The organism is Mycobacterium terramassiliense (assembly GCF_900157385.1).
In the GTDB taxonomy this organism is placed as follows: domain Bacteria; phylum Actinomycetota; class Actinomycetes; order Mycobacteriales; family Mycobacteriaceae; genus Mycobacterium; species Mycobacterium terramassiliense.
The window spans coordinates 143,813-163,657 of the sequence record NZ_LT717698.1; the positions used below are offsets into that span (position 1 = coordinate 143,813).

Genomic DNA, 19,845 nt, shown 5'->3' on the forward strand with positions numbered 1-19,845 from the left:
TGCGGGTCCATGTCTACTCAGCGGGACGCCGACGGCCCGCGACCTCGTGCCGGCGCCTACCGTGGCGGGCATGCAGTCCGACCTGGATGCTGTCGTCGCGCGGGCGCGCAGCCATGGGCTCGGCGATACCCCCCGCCGGTCGGCCCGCCGGCACCCGGACAAGACCGCGGTCATCGACGGCGACGTGGTGCTGAGCTTCGCCGAGTTCGACAACCTGGTCGATCGCGCCGCGGCGGCATTACATGACAACGGCTTTGGGCCCGGTGACCGCATCGCGCTCCTGTCGCACAACTGCTGGCAGTATGCGGTGCTGGCGTTCGCCACTGCGCGCGCCGGGGTGGTGCTGGTACCCGTCAACTTCATGCTGACCCCCGACGAGATCTCCTACATTCTCGGCCACAGCGGGGTCCGCGGATTCGTCGTCGAAGCCGAGTTGGCGCCGACGGCCGAAGAGGCGATGCGGCGCGGTGGCGTGGTGGAAGTTCGGGTTGCGCTGGCGCCCGCCGGGTGCGACGCACCCTCTGGTTGGGACGACTTCGCGCAGTGGCTTTCGACCGACACCCTGGCGCCCAGCCCGCGTATCGACGACGACCAGCTGGTGCGGCTGATGTACACCAGCGGAACCGAGTCGCACCCCAAGGCGGCCATGCACACCAGCCGCAGCCTGATGTGGCAGTACGTGAGCACCGTCGTCGCGGGCGAGATGGCCCACGGCGACGTCGAAATCCACTCGCTGCCGCTGTATCACTGCGCGCAATTGGACAACTTCCTGGCCACCGACATCTACCTGGGCGCCACCAGCATCATCCTGCCGCGGCCGGACCCGGATTCGGTGCTGCGCACGATCGAGCGGTACCGCGTCACCAACTACTTCGCTCCCCCGACGGTGTGGATCTCGCTGCTGCGCTCGCCGGTGTTCGATGCGGTCGACCTCTCCAGCCTGCGCAAGGGCTACTACGGCGCCTCGGCGATGCCGGTCGAGGTCTTGGCCGAAATGCGGCAACGGCTGCCGAATCTGAGGTTGTGGAACTTCTACGGCCAGACCGAGATGGCGCCGCTGGCCTCGGCACTGGGCCCCGATGATCAGGACGCACACGCCGGTTCGGCCGGACGCGCGGTCGCCAATGTGGAAACGGCAATCCTCGACGCCGACGACATCCCGGTTCAGACCGGTGTCGTCGGCGAAATCGCCCATCGGAGCCCGCATTTGATGCTGGGGTATCTGGACGACCCGGAACGCACCGCCGACGCTTTCCGCGGCGGCTGGTTCCACTCCGGCGATCTGGGTTTCTACGACGAGCACGGCCTGTTGCACGTCGTCGACCGCAAAAAGGACATGATCAAAACCGGTGGAGAGAACGTCGCCAGCCGGGAAGTCGAGGAAGTCCTCTACCGGCACACCGGCATCCACGAGGTCGCGGTGTTCGGCCTGCCACACCCGGTCTGGGTGGAGGCCGTGGCGGCCGCGATCGTGGCACGCGACGGCGTGACGTTGACGGAGCAAGACGTCGTCGCCCACTGTCGAGAGCACCTAGCCGGATTCAAGACACCCAAACGGGTCTTCTTCGTCGACTCGTTGCCGAAGAACCCCAGCGGCAAGCTGATCAAACGCCTGCTGCGTGAACGCTTCGGGACTGCTGGTCACCTGACAACGCACGACGGGGCCGGCCGTTCGTGAAAACCGCCATCAGCGACCGCTGACCGGGCCGAGGCTGTTAACTCGGTCAGGAGACCGGGACGATGGGGATCTTTTTCATGGCGCCGGCCCGGGGGTCGGGCGCGGAAACTTCCGACCATATTTCTCGCGCGATCACGTGTGCCTCGTCTACCCGGCTGCGCGAGTACACCCGGGCCGCGGGGTGTGGCGCTCATGTTCCACTGACCGGGCATCGGCCTGCCGCGCCGGCCACTCCCGGCGTTGACTTGCGCCATGGCCACTGACATCACGCTGCCCGAATTGCAGGAGTTCATCGCCGGCTTCTGGTACGACTACGACGAGGCCCACTACGACGAGATGGCGGCCGCTTACGCCGAGGATGTGCACTACATAACCCGAAGCGATTCCGGTGCAAGCCCTTTCGAGGACTTGATGTCACCGGAGCTCAAGGATCGCGACGCGGTGATGGAATGGCTGTCCGAGCACCGCAAGCAGAGCCCGTATCCGCTGCGCCATCACGCCACCAACCTGCACCGCACCGGCACCGAGGGCGACGTCACCCGCGCGCGGTTCTACATCCTCGTCAACCAGATCGCCAACTTCGTGCCGTTCGCGGTGTCCAGTGGCGTCGTCAACGTCGGGGTCCGGCGCGGCGCCAACGGCCTCGAATTCACCGAGATGGACGTCGTCCTCGACGCCACCAACTCGATGCTGCTGTCGGAGCTGGCCGCCGGCAGTGCCGCGGGTTCGTGAGCGCCGGGGACGTATTTTCCGGCGGGGTCGCCGTCATCACCGGAGCCGGTTCCGGCCTCGGCGCCGGCCTGGCGCGGCACGCCGGCGTGCTGGGCATGACGGTGGTGCTGGCCGACGTCGACGGAGCGGCGACCGCATCGGTTGCCGACGAACTGCGCGCCGCGGGTGGATCGGCGGTCGACGTCGTCTGCGACGTGCGCGATCCCGACGCCGTGCACGAGCTGGCCGGGCGGGTCGACCGGGACGTCGGTCCGGTCCGCCTGCTGGTCAACAACGCCGGCGTCGAACAGTTCGGCTATCTGTGGGACACACCGGTGGCCAACTGGCAGCGCATCATCGACATCAACGTCAGCGGCGTCTTTTACGGCGTGCGGGCTTTCCTGCCGACGATGATGTCCACCGAAGAGCCCGCGTGGGTATGGAACGTCGCGTCGGTCGGCGCGGTGGTGGCAATTCCGTTGCAGGCCCCCTACATCGTCAGCAAGCATGCCGTGCTGGCGTTGACGGAGTGCCTGTACCTGGAGGTCGAATCCACCGGGCACGGGCGTCACATTCACGTACAGGCCGTCCTTCCCGGGCCCGTTTCATCCAACATCTTCGAGTCGGCCGGCGGAATCGACGCCGACGGCTCGGGTGACGTGGCCGCGGCCGAGGCGCAACGCTCGGCCATGCTCGACGTCAAGGCCGCCGCCATGGACCCACGGGAAGCCGCCGCGGCGTTGTTCCGCCAGGCCGCCGACGGACGCTTCTACCTGCACACACACCCGGACGCGGTGGGCGCCGCGATGGCCGAGCGGGCCGATGCGCTTGCCGCACAACGCGTTCCCACGCTGCGCACCGAGAGCCGCTTCAATACTGCAAAGCCGTGAGATGGTGACGCCCGCACTGGATCCCGACGCCGCGGCGCGCGTCGCGTCATTTGGCACCGTCGCGCCGATGCGGCAACGGGGGCTGGCCGCGGTGCGCGCCGGGCTGGAATCCGCCCCGCTGCCCGACGCGATGCCCGCGATGGCGGTCGTGACCGAAACCGCCATTCCCGGTCTCGCGGGCGATGTCCGGGCCCGGATCTATCGCCCCACCGCCGGTACCGGCGGTCCCGTGCTGGTCTACCTGCACGGTGGCGGACTCGTCATGGGCTCCAACCATTCGTTCGAACCTCTGGCGCGCGAGCTGGCCGCGGCGTCGGTGGCAACCGTTGTGGCCGTCGACTACCGCTTGGCCCCGGAATTCCGACCGCCGGCGCAGTTCGACGACGCCTACGCCGCGACGGCATGGGTCTCACGAAACGCCACCGAACTGGGCGTCGACGGGCAGCGGCTTGCCGTGGTCGGCGACAGCGCAGGCGGGTCGCTCGCGGCCGGGGTCGCGCTCGCCGCCCGGGACCGCGGCGGACCGGCGATCTGCGCGCAGGTGCTGCTGTATCCGGGTCTGGATCGCGACATGTCCGCCCCTTCCATTGCCGCGCTGGCGGATGCGCCGCTGCTCGCGCGGGACGACATCGACTACATGCACGCGCTCGTCGACGGCGATGCGGGTCCGCCCACCGATCCCTATCTGGTCCCGGCCTATGCGTCCGAGCTGTCCGGGCTACCGCCCGCGATCGTGGTGACCGGCGGTTGCGATCCCATCCGGGACTGGGGCGAGCGGTACGCGGACCGGTTACGCGATGCCGGCGTGCAGACGATCACCGCCCGCTATCCGGGGATGTACCACGGTTTCTTGATGCGCTCTGATGCGACCGCGCGCGGCCGGCTGGCCATCGCCGAAGTGGGCGCGCTGCTGCGAGCCAAGTTCACCAACCCCCTTCGCTATTGACGTCCCGATGACCGGGCAGCGATCACCCGCATCGCGCCGACGCTGCGCACAATCGGCCGATGCAGAACTGCAAAGGAGACAGCTGATGCTCACCGACGAGCGGCGCATGGCGCTTTCCGACGTGTTGCGGCCGGCCGCACCGCCCCGGGAGATCGAGAACGTCTATACGGACGACCAACGCGAGCGGCTGCTCGATGTGGTTCGCACCGAGGGTCCGTGGAAGCTGATCATCGCCCAGCACTTTGCGTCGGCCGACGAATTGATCGCCACCATGAGTGGCGCCTTCCCCGACGGCTTCACGCCGTCGCTGAACCTATTCCTCACCCCGACCTTCCGCGGCTATCTGGCCAACTACGGCGCCGTGCTCTACCCGCAACTGCACGACTGCTTCTACAACGAGCGGTTCGTTGAGTTGGCGAAGAACTACTGGAATGCCGAGTACGCCAAGCCGCAGATGATGCTGTTCAACATCAACGGGCCGTGCGCCAATCGCGATCCGGGGCACCTCGATTCACCCAGCTTCCGCGGTGTGCGGTACGAGAACGCGCCAACGTGGCTGTGCAGCGTCATGGGCAAGTCAGGCCTGTTCGGCGATTACCTGATCAAGATGGCTCAAGTCATCACCTGGTTCTCTCTGGACACCGCCAGCGGGTTTACCTACTGGCCCGACGGGCCGCTGCGGCCACCCCAGCGCGTGCTGCCGCCGATCTACAACCGCGGGGTCGTGGTGCAGAACGAGATGATGGTGCACCGCGGTGAGGCGAATGGACCACTGGACCGGCAGATTCCGGCCGGTCTGGCCTTCGACACGGTGTTCGCCGGAGATGCGACCGACCGCGACCAGTGGCTGCTGAAGAACGGCGACGACGTGATCGCGCGCCACCACACCGACGAACTGAGGTTCCTGGTGCACTGGTCTGCCGAGGTGTTCGCGGACTATGACGAGCTGAAAAAGAACATGGAGGGCTCCGACGACATGACCGTCGAGAAGGCGATCGACATCATGGTCGACGATCTCGAGGGCAAGGGCATCAAGCTCGACATCCCCGGCGAACCGCTGCACGATCCGGCGTTCATCAGCGCCCTGAACGCCGCCTACGACCTCGGGGGTCCGGCGGCCTACCCCGAGGAAGCCCCGCTGAGCGCCTTCCAGCCGGCATGAGCGAAAAGGCTTTGCTGATGGATCGTTTCGCGGACAGGCGTGCCATCGTGACCGGAGCGGGCTCCGGAATCGGACAGGCCACCGTCGCCCGATTGCTCGACGAGGGCGGCGCCGTCGTCGCCTACGACATCTCGGCCGATGGGCTGGCTCGCACGGCGGCCGCCGCCGACGGTGCCGGCACCGGCGAGCGCCTCACCACCGGCGTCCTCGACATCTCCGACGAGGACGCCGTCACCGCCGCCGTGGGTGCGGCCGTCGCCGAACTCGGCGGCCTCGAAGTGCTGGTCAACGCGGCCGCGGTCCAGCGCTGCGCCAACACGCACGAGCACACGCTGGCCGACTGGAACGCCACGCTGGCGGTCAACCTGACGGGCACCTTTCTGATGACGCGCCAAGCGCTTCCGGCGCTCCTGGACTCCGGCCGTGGGGTGGTGATCAACTTCACCTCCACCGCGGCGTCATTCGCCCACCCCTACATGGCGGCCTATGCGGCCAGCAAGGGCGGGGTCCTGTCGTTCACGCATTCCCTTGCGCTGGAGTACTCCAAGCAAGGGCTGCGAGCCGTCAACATTCAGCCGGGGGGAGTGGCCACGGCGCTGGCGCTGAGCACCCTGGAGAAGATGCCGGACGGATACGACCTGGGATTGTGGGCCAAGCAAACCCCGCTGCTGCACGGCAGGGAGAACGCAATCCTGGGCGACCCAAGTTCGGTTGCCTCGGTCATCGCGATGGTCGCCTCGGACGACGGCGCATTCATCACCGGCACCGAAATTCGGATCGACGGTGGTGCGCACGCCTGAACTTCGCTGTCACGTCGCGAAGTCACCAAGTCGTGCGGGCCGCGCTCCAGGTGGAAAGCAGGAGGGTCTTGATGGTCCCGGGGTTCGCCGCGCAGCGAGCAACACATGTGGATGGTCCATGTCTGCGGTATCGACTTGACGTTCTTGCCGTCAGTGCAGCCGATGTCGTGCAATCGGCCGGGGGCTGGTTGTTTGACCGGGCCAGGGCGGGTTGGCCGGTATCCGTGCTCGCCGTCGGCGCCGGCGACGCCCAGCCGCTACGGATCCTCGGGTTGCGAACCGTCGACCTCGAGACGAAGCCGGTATCGGAGTTTCTCTCGACAGAAGACGGCACGGGCCGCACTCTGGCTGTCAGCGCCGAGCTGTTCGCAACGGACGTCGCTGTCCGAGAGCAGGTGTTCACGGCCTTGGACCGCCGTCTGACCGAGGTGGCGTTATGGGGTCCAGGGTGGCCCCCTGCGGTCAATCGTGCGATGACCAACGTCCAGCACGTCTTGAGCGCGGCGGCGCGGGTGTTCAAGGGCTACGCCCCGGCAGCGGCCGGGACTCCTTGTGACCCGGTCGAACCCACCGAGACGCTGCTGTGCGACCTTGCAACCTCTCTACCGGTCGACTCGCGCCCGATCGGGCTTGGATAGCGCAACTTTTGCGAGGCTTGCGGCCGATTACGTTGCTGCTCGCGCCATTTCGTCGACAATGGCCAAGTCGCCGTGCCTCACCGCATCGAGAATCGACTCGCTCAACGCCGCGCACGCAAGGAATACTCCCCCGCCCTGACCTGACATCTTCTGCGCCTCGGCGCGCTCGGGGCACCGGGCCGTGGCGTCGGCGTTCCATTGCACGCTGGTCTGATTCCAGCTGCTCTTGCGGGCCAGCACTTGCGCACCGCAGGTCCGGCACGCCACCGCCGCCATCGGCATCTCGTCGAGCCGGTTATCTTGCCTCGACGACGGGGACATCACACCGAGCCTGTCATGGCTTCCCGGGCGGCCATGTTGACCTCTACCTCCTTCATCCACGCCTCGAAAGGCCGGGTCGTGTCCAACTCGAACTCGAAGCGGTCCACCATGTCTGGTTGCACGTCGGCGGCGTCCACGTAGAACTGCTGGTACCACCGCCGAAGTTGGTACACCGGCCCGTCCTCCTCGACCAGCAGCGGGTTGTCGATGCGCGCCTTGTGCCGCCAGATCTGCACGTCTTGTTCGAAACCTAATTTGACGAAGTCACCGAGGCTGATGGCGGTCTGCATGGCGAGGTCGTGGGGCAGCGCGTCCGATTTCTTCACGATGATGCCGTATTGGAGCACAAAGGAATTCGCGTCGATCGGGTAGTGGCAATTGATCAGCACGGTTTGGTGGTCGGCGTCCTCGTAGTGATACGTCAGGTCGTCGATCATGAAGGAGGGACCCCAATAGGACGCGACCGATGTGGTCCCCAGCATTTTGGGGCCCTCGCCACCGACGTCGGGGCGACCCGCGCTGTTCATGTACTGCGTCGCCACGTGGCCTTCGAAGATGTTCTTGAAGTGCGTGGGCAGCGACCCGTGAATGTAGAAGAAGTGCGCCATGTCCACAACGTTGTCGATGATTTCGCGGCAGTTGCTGTGAACGACGGTGGTGTACCAGTGCCAGTCCGTCCACGCATCGCTGGTGGCGCCCTCGATGCGCGGGATCATGACCTCTGGCGGAGGTGGCTTGCCCTCGGGGTCGTTCCACACGAACAACATGCCGTCCTGCTGCAGTGTGGTCCAGGCTTGCGTTCGGGCCAGCTTGGGCGTGCGCCGGCTGTACGGCACCTGCTTGCAGCGCCCGTCGCCCCCCCAGCGCCAATCGTGGAACGGGCACGCGATCTCGTCGCCCTTGACCTCGCCCTGCGAGAGGTCACCGCCCATGTGGCGGCAGTAGCCGTCGAGCACGTTGAGGTTTCCGTCCCCGCCGCGAAAGATGACCAGCTTCCGCCCGAACGCGTTGATCGCGTGCGGCTTGCCGTCCACGAAATCCCGAATCAGGCCCAGACAGTGCCAGCCGCGCGCGAATCTGGTCGGTGCGGCCTCGGCTTCAATGGGCCGGATTTCGTCGATATCGGACTGCGCCGTCATACGCATGATTGAACTTCGTCACCCGGATCGTGGGTCCGGATGTTCCCACTGATCAGGATGGCTCTTCCGCCGCCGCGCTGCCCCGGCATACCGTTCTCGACGTGAGCGCGCACCGCACGACGATCCCCGCCGGGCTTCCGGTGGTCGACACGACCGTGGACCTGCTGGTCGTCGGTTCGGGTACCGGCATGGCGGCGGCGCTGGCGGCTCACGAACTGGGGCTGTCGGCGCTGATCGTCGAGAAGTCGTCCTATGTCGGCGGCTCGACCGCCCGGTCCGGGGGCGCACTGTGGCTACCCGCCTCCCCGGTCCTGCGGGATGCCGGCGCCGACGACACGGCCGAGCGCGCCGCTACCTACCTGGGCTCGGTGGTGGCGGACTCCGCCCCCCGGCAACGCTCCGCTGCATTTGTGGCGCATGTACCCGCTGTAGTGGAGCTGCTCCGCCGCACGACTCCGCTGCGGCTGTTCTGGGCCCGGGACTACTCCGATTACCACCCGGAGGAGCCGGGCGGCAGTGCCGCCGGCCGCACCTGTGAGTGTCACCCGCTGGACACCTCGATTCTCGGCGAATACCGCACCCGGCTTCGGCCCGGCGTGCTGGAGGCCGGCTTCGCGATACCCACCACGGGCGCCGACTATCGCTGGATGAACTTGGTAGCGCGGGTGCCGCGCAAGGGCATTCCCACCTTCGGTAAGCGGCTGGCGCAGGGCGTGGGTGGCCGGCTGGTTGGCCGGCGATACGCGGCGGGCGGTCAGGGACTGATGGCCGGATTGTTCGCGGGTGTGCTGCGCGCCGGGATCCCGGTGTGGACCGACACGACGCTGCTGCGCCTGTTGAGTTCCGAGGGTGATCGGGTGACCGGCGCGGTCGTGGAGCACGGCGGGCGCGAGGTGACGATCACCGCCCGCCGCGGCGTCGTGCTGGCCACCGGCGGCTTCGACCACAGCATGGAGATGCGCTGGAAGTTCCAGTCCGAGTCGCTGGGCTCCGGCCTGAGCCTGGGCGCCGACTCCAACACCGGCGACGGGATCCGGGCGGGGCAAGAACTCGGCGCCGACATCGGATTGATGGATCAGGCGTGGTGGTTTCCCGCCATTGCGCCGCTACCCGGCAAGGCGCCGGCGGTGATGCTGGCGGAACGGTCGCTGCCCGGCAGCCTGATCGTGGACCAGCACGGCCGCCGGTTCGCCAACGAGGCGGCGGACTACATGTCATTCGGCCAGCGGATCCTCGAGTTGGAACGTTCGGGCAATCCCGTCGAAGCGATGTGGATCCTCTTCGACCAGCAGTACCGCAACAGCTATGTCTTTGGCGCCGAACTGTTTCCACGGATGCGGATCCCTCAGCGTTGGTTCGACGCGGGCGTCGCCGTGCGCGCCGACAGCCTCGGTGAGCTGGGCGCGCGGATGGGAGTTCCGGTGTCGGAGTTCCTCCAGACGATGACCCGCTTCAACCAAAACTCCTCCGCCGGCGAGGATCCCGACTTCGGTCGGGGGCGCAGCGCCTACGACCGGTACTACGGCGACCCGACGATCAAACCGAACCCCAACCTGCGTCCGCTGGTGAAGGGCCCCTTCTACGCGGTGAAAATGGTGCTCAGCGATTTGGGCACCTGCGGGGGATTGAGCGCCGACGACCGAGCGCGCGTGCTGCGCGAAGACGGCGCGGCGATCGCCGGGTTGTACGCCATCGGCAATAGTGCCGCGAACGCCTTCGGCACCACCTATCCGGGCGCGGGCGCGACGATCGCGCAGGGACTCGTGTACGGCTACATCGCGGCCCGGGACGCGGCCGCCTGCCCTTAATCCGCGTCGCGCTTGGCCTGGACCTGCTTTTCGACCTCGCGCCAGTAACCAGGCTTGGGACGCGGTTTCCCGAGGCCGCCCTTCGCGGCTTTCTGCATGATCGCATCCGCCTCGTCGATTTCTTTCATGAGTTCGAGCGCGAACTCGCGCTCGGCGGCGTAGTACTTCGCGGCCCAGCGCAACGCGATGACCGAATATGCCCACGCGGGTTCGATCTCGGCTCCGTCCGCATCCTCGACCGCCTTGCGATGCCGACCTTCCGCATACGCCACATACTCCTGCAGCAATTCCTTCAGTCGAGCCGGATTGCTCAGGTGGCCGAACGTAACCCGCAGCAGCACACTGTGTTTGAGCACGGGCGGGTCGACGGGCGCATGGTTGGTCCACTCGGTGATGGCGTCCATCCCGGCGGGGGTGATCTTGTAAAGCCGGCGGCTCCGGGTGCCCTCGTCGCGCTCGACGCGCGACGTCACCAGTCCCAGGCCCTCGAGCTTCTTCAGCTCGGTATAGATCTGGCTGTACGACGGGCTCCAGTAGTACAGATCGACGCTCCAGTCGATCCACTTTTTGAGGTCGTAACCGGAGACTTCCTCTTCGTAGGACATCACGCCCAGCAGCGCCCAACTGGTGGCCGCAAGCGCCGCCTTGCTCGGGTTTTCGCTGGTCCCGTCCACTCCGCCAGAGTAGCAACGCGGTGTCGTCAAATTCCGTAGTGCGGACCGCTGGCCGGGACACGGAATTTCGACAGGGCTCCGGTATTCCTACCCGCGCCGTCTCTGCGTCTTTGATCGTTCGATCCAGAGTCGCACGACACCCACGGCGGTGACGATGACCGCCACCCCGTACACCATCAACCCAAAGCCCGGCTTCAGTTCCACGACGCCCAAGCCCTTGTCGTTCTCAGCAGCGACAGTCTTGAACCAGACGACCGTCAGGCCGGCGAGCAGGCCGACCACGACGCTGAGCCCGATGAGTCGCCCGAGCACCACCTGGGATCCCGACAGAAGGGGAAACGCCAACCCGACAGCTATGACAACCAATGCTATAACGACAAACTTCGCCGCTCCGTTGGCGGGAACCTCGCGCGCGCCCAGCGTTTCTCCAAACAATTTGACGCTCTCGGTCGCAAAGGGAAGGAATGTCGAAATACCGGTGACGGCGAGGCCTGCGGCCACAATCCCGGCACTGACCGACATTCTGGCGGCGAAGCCCTCAACCGTCGGGGGTCCGTCGGACGCCGTTTGCCCCCTGACGCCTGGGCTTTCCGGACCGGCGGTGGGCCACTGCTGGGGATCCGGTTGCGTGCCCATATCCGGCCCGTGCCATGCCGCAGCTCGTGAGTATCCCCGTGGGGGCGGCAAAGTGGGTGAGGCAGGCGATGGTGGAGATTGTTGCTCCGGGGGTGTGACCGGTGGGCGCGCATCCGGCACATGTCGGCGGACATGAAAAAATGCCCACTGGCGGACATGGAAATGCCCATTCGCGGCCAATAAGTTCTGCCCACCGGCGGACACGAAAGTGCCCGCAGGCGGCCATGAATCTGCCCAGACCTACCTGATGCTGCTCGGCGCGCCAGCGCTGTGGCGGCCTCTCCTGCGGTTTCGATGTCGATGCCTAGTCGAAACGACAACCCCAGGAGAGACCTACTTGAAGTCTGACGGAGAACTCATGGAAATACTCAATGCCTACGACCTGACCGGGTCCTACCGGGCTGCCGCTGAGCTGTGTGGGTGCTCGCATCACACCGTGAAGAAAGCGGTTGAAGACCGCGACGCCGGCTTGCCGCCAGCCACGCGGCGGGCCCGGATGATCGACGATTGGCGCGACGTCCTGGAGGGCTGGGTCGCGGATTCGAAAGGCAAGATCCGCGGCGACAAAGCCCACGACAAACTCGTCGCGCTCGGATACAGCGGCACCGACCGCACCACCCGACGAGCCCTGGCGGAGATCAAAGCGCAATGGCGACTGGGCAATACGCGGGTGCACCGGCCGTGGATCACCGAACCTGGGCTGTGGCTGCAGTACGACTTCGCCGACGGCCCGCTTGTGGCCGGCCGCAAAATTGTCCTGCTGGTGGCGTGGCTGGCGTGGAGCCGATACCGCGTCGTCGTGGCTCTGCGGGACCGCACCGCTCCCAGTGTCTTCGCCGGCCTGGACCGGATTTTCCGCATTGTAGGTGGCGCCCCGACCTACCTGCTGACCGACAACGAGAAGACGGTCACCACCGGACACGTCGCCGGGGTGCCGGTCCGCAACCGCGCCGCGGTCACCTTCGGCCGCTACTACGGCATCTCAGTGCTGACCTGCGAACCCGCCGACCCCGCTTCCAAAGGTGGGGTGGAGAACGCCGTCAAACTCGCCAAAGCAGATATCGTGCCCACCGAGACCAACCTGCTGCCCCAGTACGACACCTTCGCCGACGTCGAAGCCGCGTGCGCTGAGTTCAACGCCGAGATCAACGCCCGGGTCCACCGCACCACGGGTCGACGCCCCGTCGAGATGCTCACCCAGGAACGCCCCGCCCTGCACGCGGTGCCCGACCTGCCCCACACCGCCGCATTGGGGGTGACCCGTCGGGTCCCGGACAACACCCCGATGGTCACCTTCGACCACTGCCAATACTCAGTTCCAGCAACACTATTGGGCCACACGGTGTGGATCCGACATCACGACAGCGCCGACGAAGTGGTGATCTGCGCCCTCGATGACGGCGGCCCCATCGAGGTGGCCCGGCACCGCCGCGCTGCCCCGGGCAGCCCCGCAATCAACGATGATCATTTCCCCGACCACCGTGACAAGGTTCCCGGTGATTATCGCGTCCATGCCCGCACCGTCTCCGAACAGACATTCCTGGCCTTGGGTCCCGGTGCAGCGGTATGGCTCAAAGAAGCCGCCGCCGTCGGCACTGAACGGATTCTGCAGAAAATGGCCCACGCCGTCGAACTCTCAGCACTGGCCGGCTGCGCTGATGTCGACTGGGCCTTGGGTCATGCCGCCGTGCACGGCCGGTTCGCCACCGGCGATCTCGACTCCATCCTTGCCAGCAAGGGGTTGGATCCCACCCGACGTGGCGCCGGCGAGGACACCTCGCTGGCGCAAGGCACCAGCGGGTGGAACCTGTTCGGCCGCACCATCATTGATGCCCCCGAGGCAGGCATCGCATGACCACCACCACTACTACTACCGCGGCGCTGCCCGCCGACGTCGAAACCTTGATGCGTGGGTTGCGATTGCCGCACGCACGAGCGATCGCCGCCGATGTGCTGGCCACTGCCCGCGCGCAGCGCTGGGATCCCACCGAGGTCATCAAAGCACTGCTGACCGAAGAAGCCGCCGGACGCGCCCGCTCCATGCTGGCCGCCCGCCGCAAAGCCGCCGGATTCCCGACCGGGAAGACTTTCGACGCCTGGGATCCGGGCGCCTCGTCAATCCCGTTACCCACCCAACAGGCGCTACAGACATTGGAATGGGTGGGTCGCCGCGAGAACCTGGTGGTCTGCGGGCCTGCCGGCACCGGCAAGACGTTCTTCTTGGAAGCGCTCGGGCAAAAAGTTATCGAAGCCGGTATGCCGGTGGCGTGGTTCACCCTCGAGCAGATCGGGGTGCTGGTGCGTGCGCACCGTGCTGACGATTCCCTGGGCAAGGCGGTGGCCAAGATCGTGCGCGCGGAGCTCGTCGTCATTGATGACGTGGGACTTCTTCCGGTCGGTGCTGATGCCGCTGAGGGGCTTTACCGCATCGTCGAAGCGGCCTACGAACGCAGATCGGTGGCGATCTCGTCGAATCTGCATCCCAGTGGCTTCGATGAGCTCATGCCCAAGACGTTGGCCACCGCCACCGTCGACCGGCTCCTGCACCACGCGCACCTATGCCAAACCAGCGGCGACTCCGTGCGCCTGGCCCAAGCCCTGCACGGGAAAGGAGTCAAACCCCTGACCTGACACCAGCGAACGACCGGTGGCGGACACACCCTCATGGGCAGATTCGTGTCCGCCACTGGGCAGTTCTTATTGGCCACCTACGAGCAGTTCTCATGTCCGCCCATGGGCAGTTACAGCTGTCCATTGACAGGCACATTAGGTTTTCGCTGGCGGTGCGGCGTCCAGCCTTGGCCATCCCAGTACCGTTGGGCGTTCGGATCCTGTGGGTCGTCATACCAGGCGGGCTGGTTGGGTGACGTCATGGGTCGATCCTCCCGGTTGACTGAGCTGCACCCGTGAGAGCGAGAATAACGCTGGCATCAACGCACCAATAGGACCTGATGGGCGACCTGAATGACAAGTAATCGGCCACACCGTCACAACTTTCCCCGCCGCCGTCCCAGCTCAAGCAAGCCCGCCGAAGGAATGGGCGATCGGTCCGATTTCACCGGCGAGCCAATGGATGACACGCAGCGCCGGGAGATTCCCGCACGGGCTCGGTCACGCCGATTCTCGCCGCGCGCCACAGTCGTCGCCGCCTGCCTCGTCGCCGTCGCCGTGGTGGCCGGCGGAGTGATCGTGGGCCTCCGGCTCGGGCCGACCCACCACACCGCATCCTCGCCGACTTCGGCGCCGCCCCGCACCGGCGCGGCGCCGGCCTCCTCTACACCACCGGGTTGCGACATAACGCGCTTGCTGGCGACGATGTCGATCCGAGACAAGCTCGCGCAACTGCTGATGGTCGGCGTGACCGACGCGGGCGATGCGCGCACGGTGGTCGCCAGTCAGCACGTCGGCGGCATCTTTATCGCCAGCTGGACCAACCTGTCGATGCTGACGGACGGCTCACTCTCCGAGATCGCCGGCTCGGCGGGTCCGCTGCGTCTGGCGGTCAGTGTGGACGAAGAGGGCGGGCGGGTCGAGCGGTTGTCCGCGACATCGCTGCTCGGACAGGCGCCGTCGGCCCGCATTCTGGCCCGGAATGAGTCGGTCGATCAGGCCTACCAATTGGCGTTGGACCGCGGCCGCAAGATGCATCGGCTGGGCATCACCGTCGATTTCGCCCCGGTCGTCGACGTCACCGATGCGCCCGACCACTCGGTGATCGGTGACAGGTCGTTCAGCGACGACCCCGCGGTAGTGACGAAGTACGCGGGCGCCTACGCGCGCGGCCTGCGTGACGCCGGCGTCCTGCCGGTGCTCAAGCACTTTCCCGGGCACGGCCATGCCTCGGGTGATTCACATGCGACCGGGGTGGTGACCCCGCCGCTGGACGAGATGCAGGGTGTCGACTTGGTGCCCTATCGCACGCTGGTGGCCCAGGCGCCGGTGGGTGTGATGGTCGGCCACATGCAGGTTCCCGGCCTGACCGGTACGGATCCCGCCAGCCTGAGCGCGGCCGCGACCTCGTTGTTGCGCAACGGGAAAGGTTACGGCGGCCCTCCATTCGACGGGCCCGTGTTCACCGACGACCTGTCGAGTATGCGGGCGATCACCGATCGCTACGGGATCGCGGAGGCGGTGCTGAAGGCCCTGCAGGCCGGAAACGACACGGCGCTGTGGGTGAGTACCACCGCGGTTCCGGCGGTACTCGACCGGCTGGTGTCGGCGCTGAACGATGGGGAACTGAGCATGCCCGACATCGAAGCGTCGGTGCGCCGGATGGCGGCGGCCAAAGCCTTCGATTCACCGTGCGGGCGTTGACGACTGCCATGCCGGCTCGCGGAATCCCGCGCGGCGTCGTCCCCGGTGCAATCGTGGGCGCCGCGATCGTCATTGTCGCGGGCTTGGTCGTCGTCAAGGTGAGCGGCTTGGGTGCGGCCCAGCATCGAAGTCCCTCCCCGGGGGCCAACCCTTCATCGAGTGGGCCCGGCGCCGCCGGGCTCGCAGCCGACTTTGCCCGGCTGCAAAGCGGAATCGCCGCAGGCATCGGGCTCATCATCGCGCCCGCCGGGAACGCGGCCTCGCCGATGACGTTGGGACAATGGACGATTGGGCCGGCGTGGTCGACCATGAAGGTGCCGCTGGTCATCGCCGCCATGCGCGAAAATCACTCCACTGAAGTCAGCGATGCGATGCGCGCGGCCATCGTCAGCTCCGATAACACGGCCGCCGAATCGATCTGGGAAAGCTTGGGCGATCCGGCCGCGGCGGCGCGCGCGGTTGAACAAGTTCTGCGTGAGGCGGGTGACCCGACCCCGGTGGAGTCGCGCACAATTCGGCCCCAGTTCACCGCATTCGGGCAAACGCTTTGGTCCCTGGCGGATCAAGCGCGTTTCGCCACCTTCGCGGCGTGCGACAACAGAGATGCGCCAGTTCGAGCGCTGATGGGCCAAATCGAGCAAGACCAACGATGGGGATTGGGCCGCATACCCAATGCCCAATTCAAAGGCGGCTGGGGGCCATCAGAGGCGGGGGCCTACCTGGTTCGGCAATTCGGCTTCGTCACTAATCCGTCGTCCGGAGCGGTGAGCGTTGTTGCGGTGGCTGTGGAACCCGCCTCAGGATCGCTCTCCGATGGCATGGCGGACCTCACCGAAATCGGTGAGTGGCTAAACGAGCGGATCGCAATGCTGCCGGGGGGCCGATGTGGTCGCTAAGCGACCGTTCTCGGCTGCGGCACGAAAACCGGCCCCGGTTGTGTTGCCCTCAACTCGATCAGCCTGACATAGGCCAGATTTCACTGGCCCACCATGTTCTGCATGCGCGGATGGTGCCGGGACTCAGTTCTATTCGGCCGGCGTTGCGGTCAATCGCGCAGCGTGCGCCCCTGCGCGTCGGGAACCTTGCCCATGATGATCATGATCCCGTCGATCAACGGCCAGAAGGCTCCGATCCCGCAGGTGCACACGGTGACCACGATTTGGATGATGGCGAGGTTGGTGTAGCCAAGGTAGAAGCGACCCACCGCGAAAGTGGAGAGAAAAATCTGCAGCAGCCCGGCGACCACCTTGCTCTTGTCCGACAGGGGGCGACCGTAGGCGTCGACGCCATACGGTGCGTCGCCCGCGTAGGGGGCGACGCCGGCGCCCGCGGCGGGCGCGTCGGCTCGCCACTGCTGGCCGTCCCAGTACATCTGGCCGGGCCCGCCGCTGGGGTCCGGGTACCACCCCGCGGCTGGTTGTTCCGTCATTGTTGTTTCCCTCTCTTTTGAAGGTGATCGGTGCTGTTACCGCCCGTGCGGCCGGTCATGGCAAGGTTGGTATGGACGCCTTGGAGGATTCTTGGCGGGTGCGTGCCCGGCGGGATGGACGAGCGCCGACGCATGTCCCGAATGCCACTGCGGCTCAGCCGAATACACTCCGACCTCAGGTAGCCGTGGTCGCCGGCACGATTCATAGTCGCCACTTCTCGCTGGGTCACTGATCTCCATTGACCGATGTCGACGCCAATCATTGCATCGGCGACCCGGATTTGTCCTGCAATGGAGGACGGATTTTCCGGCAACGGCAGCACCGGATGCCCCGTTGAGGACCCGATCCCGTCAGTTCTCGCGTAGACGTTCGACGATGAGGGCGCGTGCGGCGCGACCTTCCGGCGTCGGCGTGAGCGGGTAGACGTGCACCAGGCCGTGTCGTTCGTGGTATTCGATGTCGACGCTGGCCGCCGCGGCCTTCTCGGCGAGTAGCCGCGCGTCGGGGTTGAGGATGTCGCGGGTGCCGCTGAAAACGGTCAAGGGCCCCAGCCCGCTCAGGTCGCCGTTCAACGGGCTCACCATCGGGTCGGTCGTCGCCAGGTCGCCACGCCAGCGCGCCGCGAATTCCAGCACGCCCGCGCGGGTCAGCCACGGATCGTCGACGCCGTTGATCAGCGGGTTGGCCAGCGACACGTCGAGGACCGGCGAGATCAACACGGTCCGCGGCAAAGCCAGGCGGTGCTCGTCGCGCAGCATGAGCGCGGCCGACAAAGCCATCTGGCCCCCGGCCGAATCCCCCGCCAAACACACGCTGTGATCGCCCGCCGTCTTCTCGGCCACCAGCTCGGCGACCATGGGCATGACCTCGGCCGCGGTGCTGAACGGCACCAGCGGATAGATCGGCACGACCACTTGCAGCCCGGCCTCCGCGGCGATCTGCGCCGCCAATCGCCAATGCTGTGCCGCGATCTCGTTGACCCAGGCACCGCCGTGGAGGTAGAAGACGGTGCCGCGCGGCGTCGCGCCGTTCTTCGGTGTCAGGGTGAAAATCGGCCAGTCCGACCGAATCTCCATGTGCACGTCAAGGTCGGACCGCAACCGCGGCGGCGGCCCGAACGCCTGAGGAAGCGACGCCCGCCGCTCGATGTGCTCGCGGGCGCTCTCCGCGGTTCGGAAGGGCCGGCCGCGGGTGAGGCGGAGGACGGTGGGCAGCGCCCGACTTCGCCAACTCAACGTCACCTGATCTGCAACCCCCGCTTGCGCACCCACAGCAGGGCGGCCACGGTTCCCGCGAGATAAACGCCGGTGGCGATGGCCAGGTGCACGAAGCTTTTCGTGTCCCGTCCCAACACCGGCCAGATCAGTTTGGGCACCTGCGTCCACAGCACCCGGTGCTCGACCCCGTTCATCGGGTCGGCGACGTAATACAGCGCATACGGCAGCGTCAGGGCCAGCACCCACCCGCCGGTGCGCGGACGATCGCCACGCTGGCGCCACCGCCGAATCAGCGGCTCGGCGCTCACCGGGTGCAACACCGAGATGAGGTTGCCGACCCCCAGCCAGGACACGATGGGCACCGCGACGGTGGGGATGGTCACGCCGAGGCGCGCCGGCGACTCCAACCACAGCGTGAGGGCCATCGCCGCCGCCAGGGTCGGCGCGCCGACGATCGCCAGCAGGGCCATGTTCTTGATCAGGATGATCCGCCAGAACGGCACCCCGTCGGACAACGCCTGCCGGACGCGGTAATGGTCGGCGCCCAGCAGGTTGGTGGTGGTCACGTCGGCGAGGACCCATGAGGAGAAGTAGGTGCCGATCAGGATCACCCAATCCGAGTGGTGGCGCCCGGTCGTCAGCGGCTGCACCAGCAACCACGTCGCGGCGAAGACGACGTTGGCCAGCACTCCCATCAGCCAGGTGCGTGGCGGCGTGAACGCCCAGCGGATCTCGGCGCCGACCGCCGTCCACAGGCCTTGCTCAAAATCCTTGGCGGCCCGCCGCGCGGCGGCCGGGCGGGGCGCCGATGCCCGGACGGCGGCGCGCAGCGCGGCGTCCACCCGTGGACGCATCGTCGTTTGAAGTTCCGCCATGTGCTCCCCCGCCAAATCAGTTAACCCCCTGCCCCGCAACGCTTTTGGTTACCCTTGCGAGCCCGGTTTTCCGATGATGCGTTTGTGCAGTTCCTCGGTGAGGATGTGAATCTGCCGGGTCAGCTCGAGATCGGTCTTGAGCTCCACTTCCTGGGTCTGGAAGTCGTGGTCGGCCCGGGCCTGCTGGAAGGCGGCCTGGCGGTTCTGACCGATCATCACGAAGGTGGACAGGAAGATCGCCTCGAGCGACACCGCGAGTGTCAGGGTGGGCCACGGGTTTCGTTCCAACAACGTCATCCACGCGCCGAACAGTGCCGCGTGCAGCCAGACGAAGTTCATCGACCCGGCAAACGCGGTTATCCGATCGGCCAAACGCAGCTGGAAGCTCTCGCTCCGCCTCCTGGCCTCGCCGAGGACCGCCGGATGGTGGACCTGCCCGCTCCGCAGCAGCCGGCGCGGAATGAGTTGCGGGGTGTGGCGATGGGTGTCGGCCGGTGTCGTCATGTGAGCCGTTCCTTTCGGTGCCATTGCGCTATGCCGGTCCTTTTCGGCTGACACGTTTTCGACGGGCGGAGGTGCCGCTGGCTAATGCTACTGATGCGGCTT

General features: G+C 66.6%; 21 protein-coding genes. 12 read left to right on the plus strand and 9 right to left on the minus strand.

The window, feature by feature from the left end; genetic code table 11:
- Positions 1–61 precede the first annotated feature (61 nt).
- The 7 genes from MTAB308_RS02785 to MTAB308_RS02815 all read left to right on the plus strand — a co-directional run bounded on the left by MTAB308_RS02785 (position 62) and on the right by MTAB308_RS02815 (position 6,825).
- Positions 62–1,678, plus strand: coding sequence for an acyl-CoA synthetase (locus tag MTAB308_RS02785; protein WP_425436170.1), 1,617 nt, complete (start codon positions 62–64; stop codon positions 1,676–1,678).
- A gap of 252 nt (positions 1,679–1,930) precedes the next feature.
- Positions 1,931–2,410: a nuclear transport factor 2 family protein gene (locus MTAB308_RS02790; protein WP_077097690.1), complete on the plus strand. Its 480-nt coding sequence runs from the start codon at positions 1,931–1,933 to the stop codon at positions 2,408–2,410.
- On the plus strand, positions 2,407–3,279 hold the full coding sequence (locus tag MTAB308_RS02795) for an SDR family NAD(P)-dependent oxidoreductase (protein ID WP_077097692.1): 873 nt from the start codon (positions 2,407–2,409) through the stop codon (positions 3,277–3,279). Before MTAB308_RS02790 ends, MTAB308_RS02795 begins: the two co-directional genes overlap by 4 nt.
- 1 nt (position 3,280) lies before the next feature.
- Positions 3,281–4,225, plus strand: a complete 945-nt coding sequence (locus MTAB308_RS02800; protein ID WP_077097694.1) for an alpha/beta hydrolase — start codon at positions 3,281–3,283, stop codon at positions 4,223–4,225.
- 85 nt (positions 4,226–4,310) lie between these two features.
- On the plus strand, positions 4,311–5,387 hold the full coding sequence (locus tag MTAB308_RS02805; protein ID WP_077097696.1) for a hypothetical protein: 1,077 nt from the start codon (positions 4,311–4,313) through the stop codon (positions 5,385–5,387).
- A 17-nt stretch (positions 5,388–5,404) separates the two neighbouring features.
- Positions 5,405–6,187, plus strand: a complete 783-nt coding sequence (locus MTAB308_RS02810) for an SDR family NAD(P)-dependent oxidoreductase (protein ID WP_077098141.1) — start codon at positions 5,405–5,407, stop codon at positions 6,185–6,187.
- A gap of 71 nt (positions 6,188–6,258) precedes the next feature.
- Complete coding sequence (locus MTAB308_RS02815; protein WP_077098143.1) at positions 6,259–6,825, plus strand: hypothetical protein; 567 nt, start codon at positions 6,259–6,261, stop codon at positions 6,823–6,825.
- Positions 6,826–6,852: 27 nt separating this feature from the next.
- Here MTAB308_RS02815 and MTAB308_RS02820 read toward each other — a convergent pair whose 3' ends face one another.
- Entirely contained in the window at positions 6,853–7,146 is a 294-nt protein-coding gene (locus tag MTAB308_RS02820; protein ID WP_077098149.1) for a ferredoxin, read from the minus strand.
- Complete coding sequence (locus MTAB308_RS02825; RefSeq protein ID WP_077098147.1) at positions 7,146–8,285, minus strand: 3-ketosteroid-9-alpha-monooxygenase, oxygenase component; 1,140 nt, start codon at positions 8,283–8,285, stop codon at positions 7,146–7,148. The genes MTAB308_RS02820 and MTAB308_RS02825 overlap by 1 nt, the downstream gene beginning before the upstream one ends.
- Positions 8,286–8,386: 101 nt before the next feature.
- On the opposite strand from MTAB308_RS02825, the gene MTAB308_RS02830 reads away from it, so the two are divergent.
- Positions 8,387–10,093, plus strand: coding sequence for a 3-ketosteroid-delta-1-dehydrogenase (locus MTAB308_RS02830; RefSeq protein WP_077098146.1), 1,707 nt, complete (start codon positions 8,387–8,389; stop codon positions 10,091–10,093).
- Here the strand turns inward: MTAB308_RS02830 and MTAB308_RS02835 are convergent.
- Both MTAB308_RS02835 and MTAB308_RS02840 read right to left on the minus strand, forming a co-directional pair.
- Complete coding sequence (locus MTAB308_RS02835; protein ID WP_077097698.1) at positions 10,090–10,767, minus strand: PadR family transcriptional regulator; 678 nt, start codon at positions 10,765–10,767, stop codon at positions 10,090–10,092. The genes MTAB308_RS02830 and MTAB308_RS02835 overlap by 4 nt on opposite strands.
- 87 nt (positions 10,768–10,854) lie before the next feature.
- Complete coding sequence (locus MTAB308_RS02840; RefSeq protein ID WP_077097700.1) at positions 10,855–11,289, minus strand: hypothetical protein; 435 nt, start codon at positions 11,287–11,289, stop codon at positions 10,855–10,857.
- Positions 11,290–11,740: 451 nt separating this feature from the next.
- Here MTAB308_RS02840 and istA point away from each other — a divergent pair, with 451 nt between their 5' ends.
- Both istA and MTAB308_RS02850 read left to right on the plus strand, forming a co-directional pair.
- A complete protein-coding gene (istA, locus tag MTAB308_RS02845) occupies positions 11,741–13,258 on the plus strand; it encodes an IS21 family transposase (protein ID WP_077096938.1) in 1,518 nt (505 codons plus the stop codon).
- Positions 13,255–14,034, plus strand: a complete 780-nt coding sequence (locus MTAB308_RS02850; protein ID WP_077096936.1) for an ATP-binding protein — start codon at positions 13,255–13,257, stop codon at positions 14,032–14,034. Before istA ends, MTAB308_RS02850 begins: the two co-directional genes overlap by 4 nt.
- Before the next feature lie 110 nt (positions 14,035–14,144).
- On the opposite strand, the gene MTAB308_RS30545 is transcribed toward MTAB308_RS02850, so the two are convergent.
- Positions 14,145–14,276 carry a DUF2510 domain-containing protein gene (locus MTAB308_RS30545; RefSeq protein ID WP_083746416.1) on the minus strand — a complete coding sequence of 44 codons (132 nt, stop codon included), beginning with the start codon at positions 14,274–14,276 and terminating at the stop codon, positions 14,145–14,147.
- Between the two features lie 196 nt (positions 14,277–14,472).
- Between MTAB308_RS30545 and MTAB308_RS02860 the strand changes: the two genes are divergently transcribed.
- Together MTAB308_RS02860 and MTAB308_RS02865 are read left to right on the plus strand one after the other, a co-directional pair.
- Positions 14,473–15,717 carry a glycoside hydrolase family 3 N-terminal domain-containing protein gene (locus tag MTAB308_RS02860; RefSeq protein ID WP_083746428.1) on the plus strand — a complete coding sequence of 415 codons (1,245 nt, stop codon included), beginning with the start codon at positions 14,473–14,475 and terminating at the stop codon, positions 15,715–15,717.
- Between the two features lie 53 nt (positions 15,718–15,770).
- The gene (locus MTAB308_RS02865) at positions 15,771–16,613 is read left to right on the plus strand and encodes a serine hydrolase (protein WP_245831222.1); all 843 of its coding nucleotides are present in this window, start codon (positions 15,771–15,773) and stop codon (positions 16,611–16,613) included.
- A gap of 149 nt (positions 16,614–16,762) precedes the next feature.
- Here the strand turns inward: MTAB308_RS02865 and MTAB308_RS02870 are convergent, their stop codons facing one another.
- The 4 genes from MTAB308_RS02870 to MTAB308_RS02885 form a co-directional block, all read right to left on the minus strand.
- Entirely contained in the window at positions 16,763–17,146 is a 384-nt protein-coding gene (locus MTAB308_RS02870; protein WP_083746417.1) for an NINE protein, read from the minus strand.
- A 351-nt stretch (positions 17,147–17,497) separates the two neighbouring features.
- Positions 17,498–18,382 carry an alpha/beta hydrolase fold domain-containing protein gene (locus tag MTAB308_RS02875; RefSeq protein WP_077098153.1) on the minus strand — a complete coding sequence of 295 codons (885 nt, stop codon included), beginning with the start codon at positions 18,380–18,382 and terminating at the stop codon, positions 17,498–17,500.
- Between the two features lie 2 nt (positions 18,383–18,384).
- Positions 18,385–19,239, minus strand: a complete 855-nt coding sequence (locus tag MTAB308_RS02880; protein WP_245831224.1) for a hypothetical protein — start codon at positions 19,237–19,239, stop codon at positions 18,385–18,387.
- A 48-nt stretch (positions 19,240–19,287) separates the two neighbouring features.
- Positions 19,288–19,743 (minus strand): DUF1003 domain-containing protein, encoded by a 456-nt coding sequence (locus MTAB308_RS02885; protein ID WP_083746418.1) that lies wholly within the window; start codon positions 19,741–19,743, stop codon positions 19,288–19,290.
- Between the last annotated feature and the right edge of the window lie 102 nt (positions 19,744–19,845).

Coding starts and splice junctions, on each gene's coding strand:
- MTAB308_RS02790 (WP_077097690.1), top strand. CDS start 1,931: ATGGCCACTGACATCACGCTGCCCGAATTGCAGGAGTTCATCGCCGGC.
- MTAB308_RS02800 (WP_077097694.1), top strand. CDS start 3,281: ATGGTGACGCCCGCACTGGATCCCGACGCCGCGGCGCGCGTCGCGTCA.
- MTAB308_RS02805 (WP_077097696.1), top strand. CDS start 4,311: ATGCTCACCGACGAGCGGCGCATGGCGCTTTCCGACGTGTTGCGGCCG.
- MTAB308_RS02810 (WP_077098141.1), top strand. CDS start 5,405: ATGGATCGTTTCGCGGACAGGCGTGCCATCGTGACCGGAGCGGGCTCC.
- MTAB308_RS02815 (WP_077098143.1), top strand. CDS start 6,259: ATGGTCCCGGGGTTCGCCGCGCAGCGAGCAACACATGTGGATGGTCCA.
- MTAB308_RS02820 (WP_077098149.1), bottom strand. CDS start 7,146: ATGTCCCCGTCGTCGAGGCAAGATAACCGGCTCGACGAGATGCCGATG.
- MTAB308_RS02825 (WP_077098147.1), bottom strand. CDS start 8,285: ATGACGGCGCAGTCCGATATCGACGAAATCCGGCCCATTGAAGCCGAG.
- MTAB308_RS02840 (WP_077097700.1), bottom strand. CDS start 11,289: ATGTCGGTCAGTGCCGGGATTGTGGCCGCAGGCCTCGCCGTCACCGGT.
- MTAB308_RS02850 (WP_077096936.1), top strand. CDS start 13,255: ATGACCACCACCACTACTACTACCGCGGCGCTGCCCGCCGACGTCGAA.
- MTAB308_RS30545 (WP_083746416.1), bottom strand. CDS start 14,276: ATGACGTCACCCAACCAGCCCGCCTGGTATGACGACCCACAGGATCCG.
- MTAB308_RS02860 (WP_083746428.1), top strand. CDS start 14,473: ATGGATGACACGCAGCGCCGGGAGATTCCCGCACGGGCTCGGTCACGC.
- MTAB308_RS02870 (WP_083746417.1), bottom strand. CDS start 17,146: ATGACGGAACAACCAGCCGCGGGGTGGTACCCGGACCCCAGCGGCGGG.
- MTAB308_RS02880 (WP_245831224.1), bottom strand. CDS start 19,239: ATGGCGGAACTTCAAACGACGATGCGTCCACGGGTGGACGCCGCGCTG.
- MTAB308_RS02885 (WP_083746418.1), bottom strand. CDS start 19,743: ATGACGACACCGGCCGACACCCATCGCCACACCCCGCAACTCATTCCG.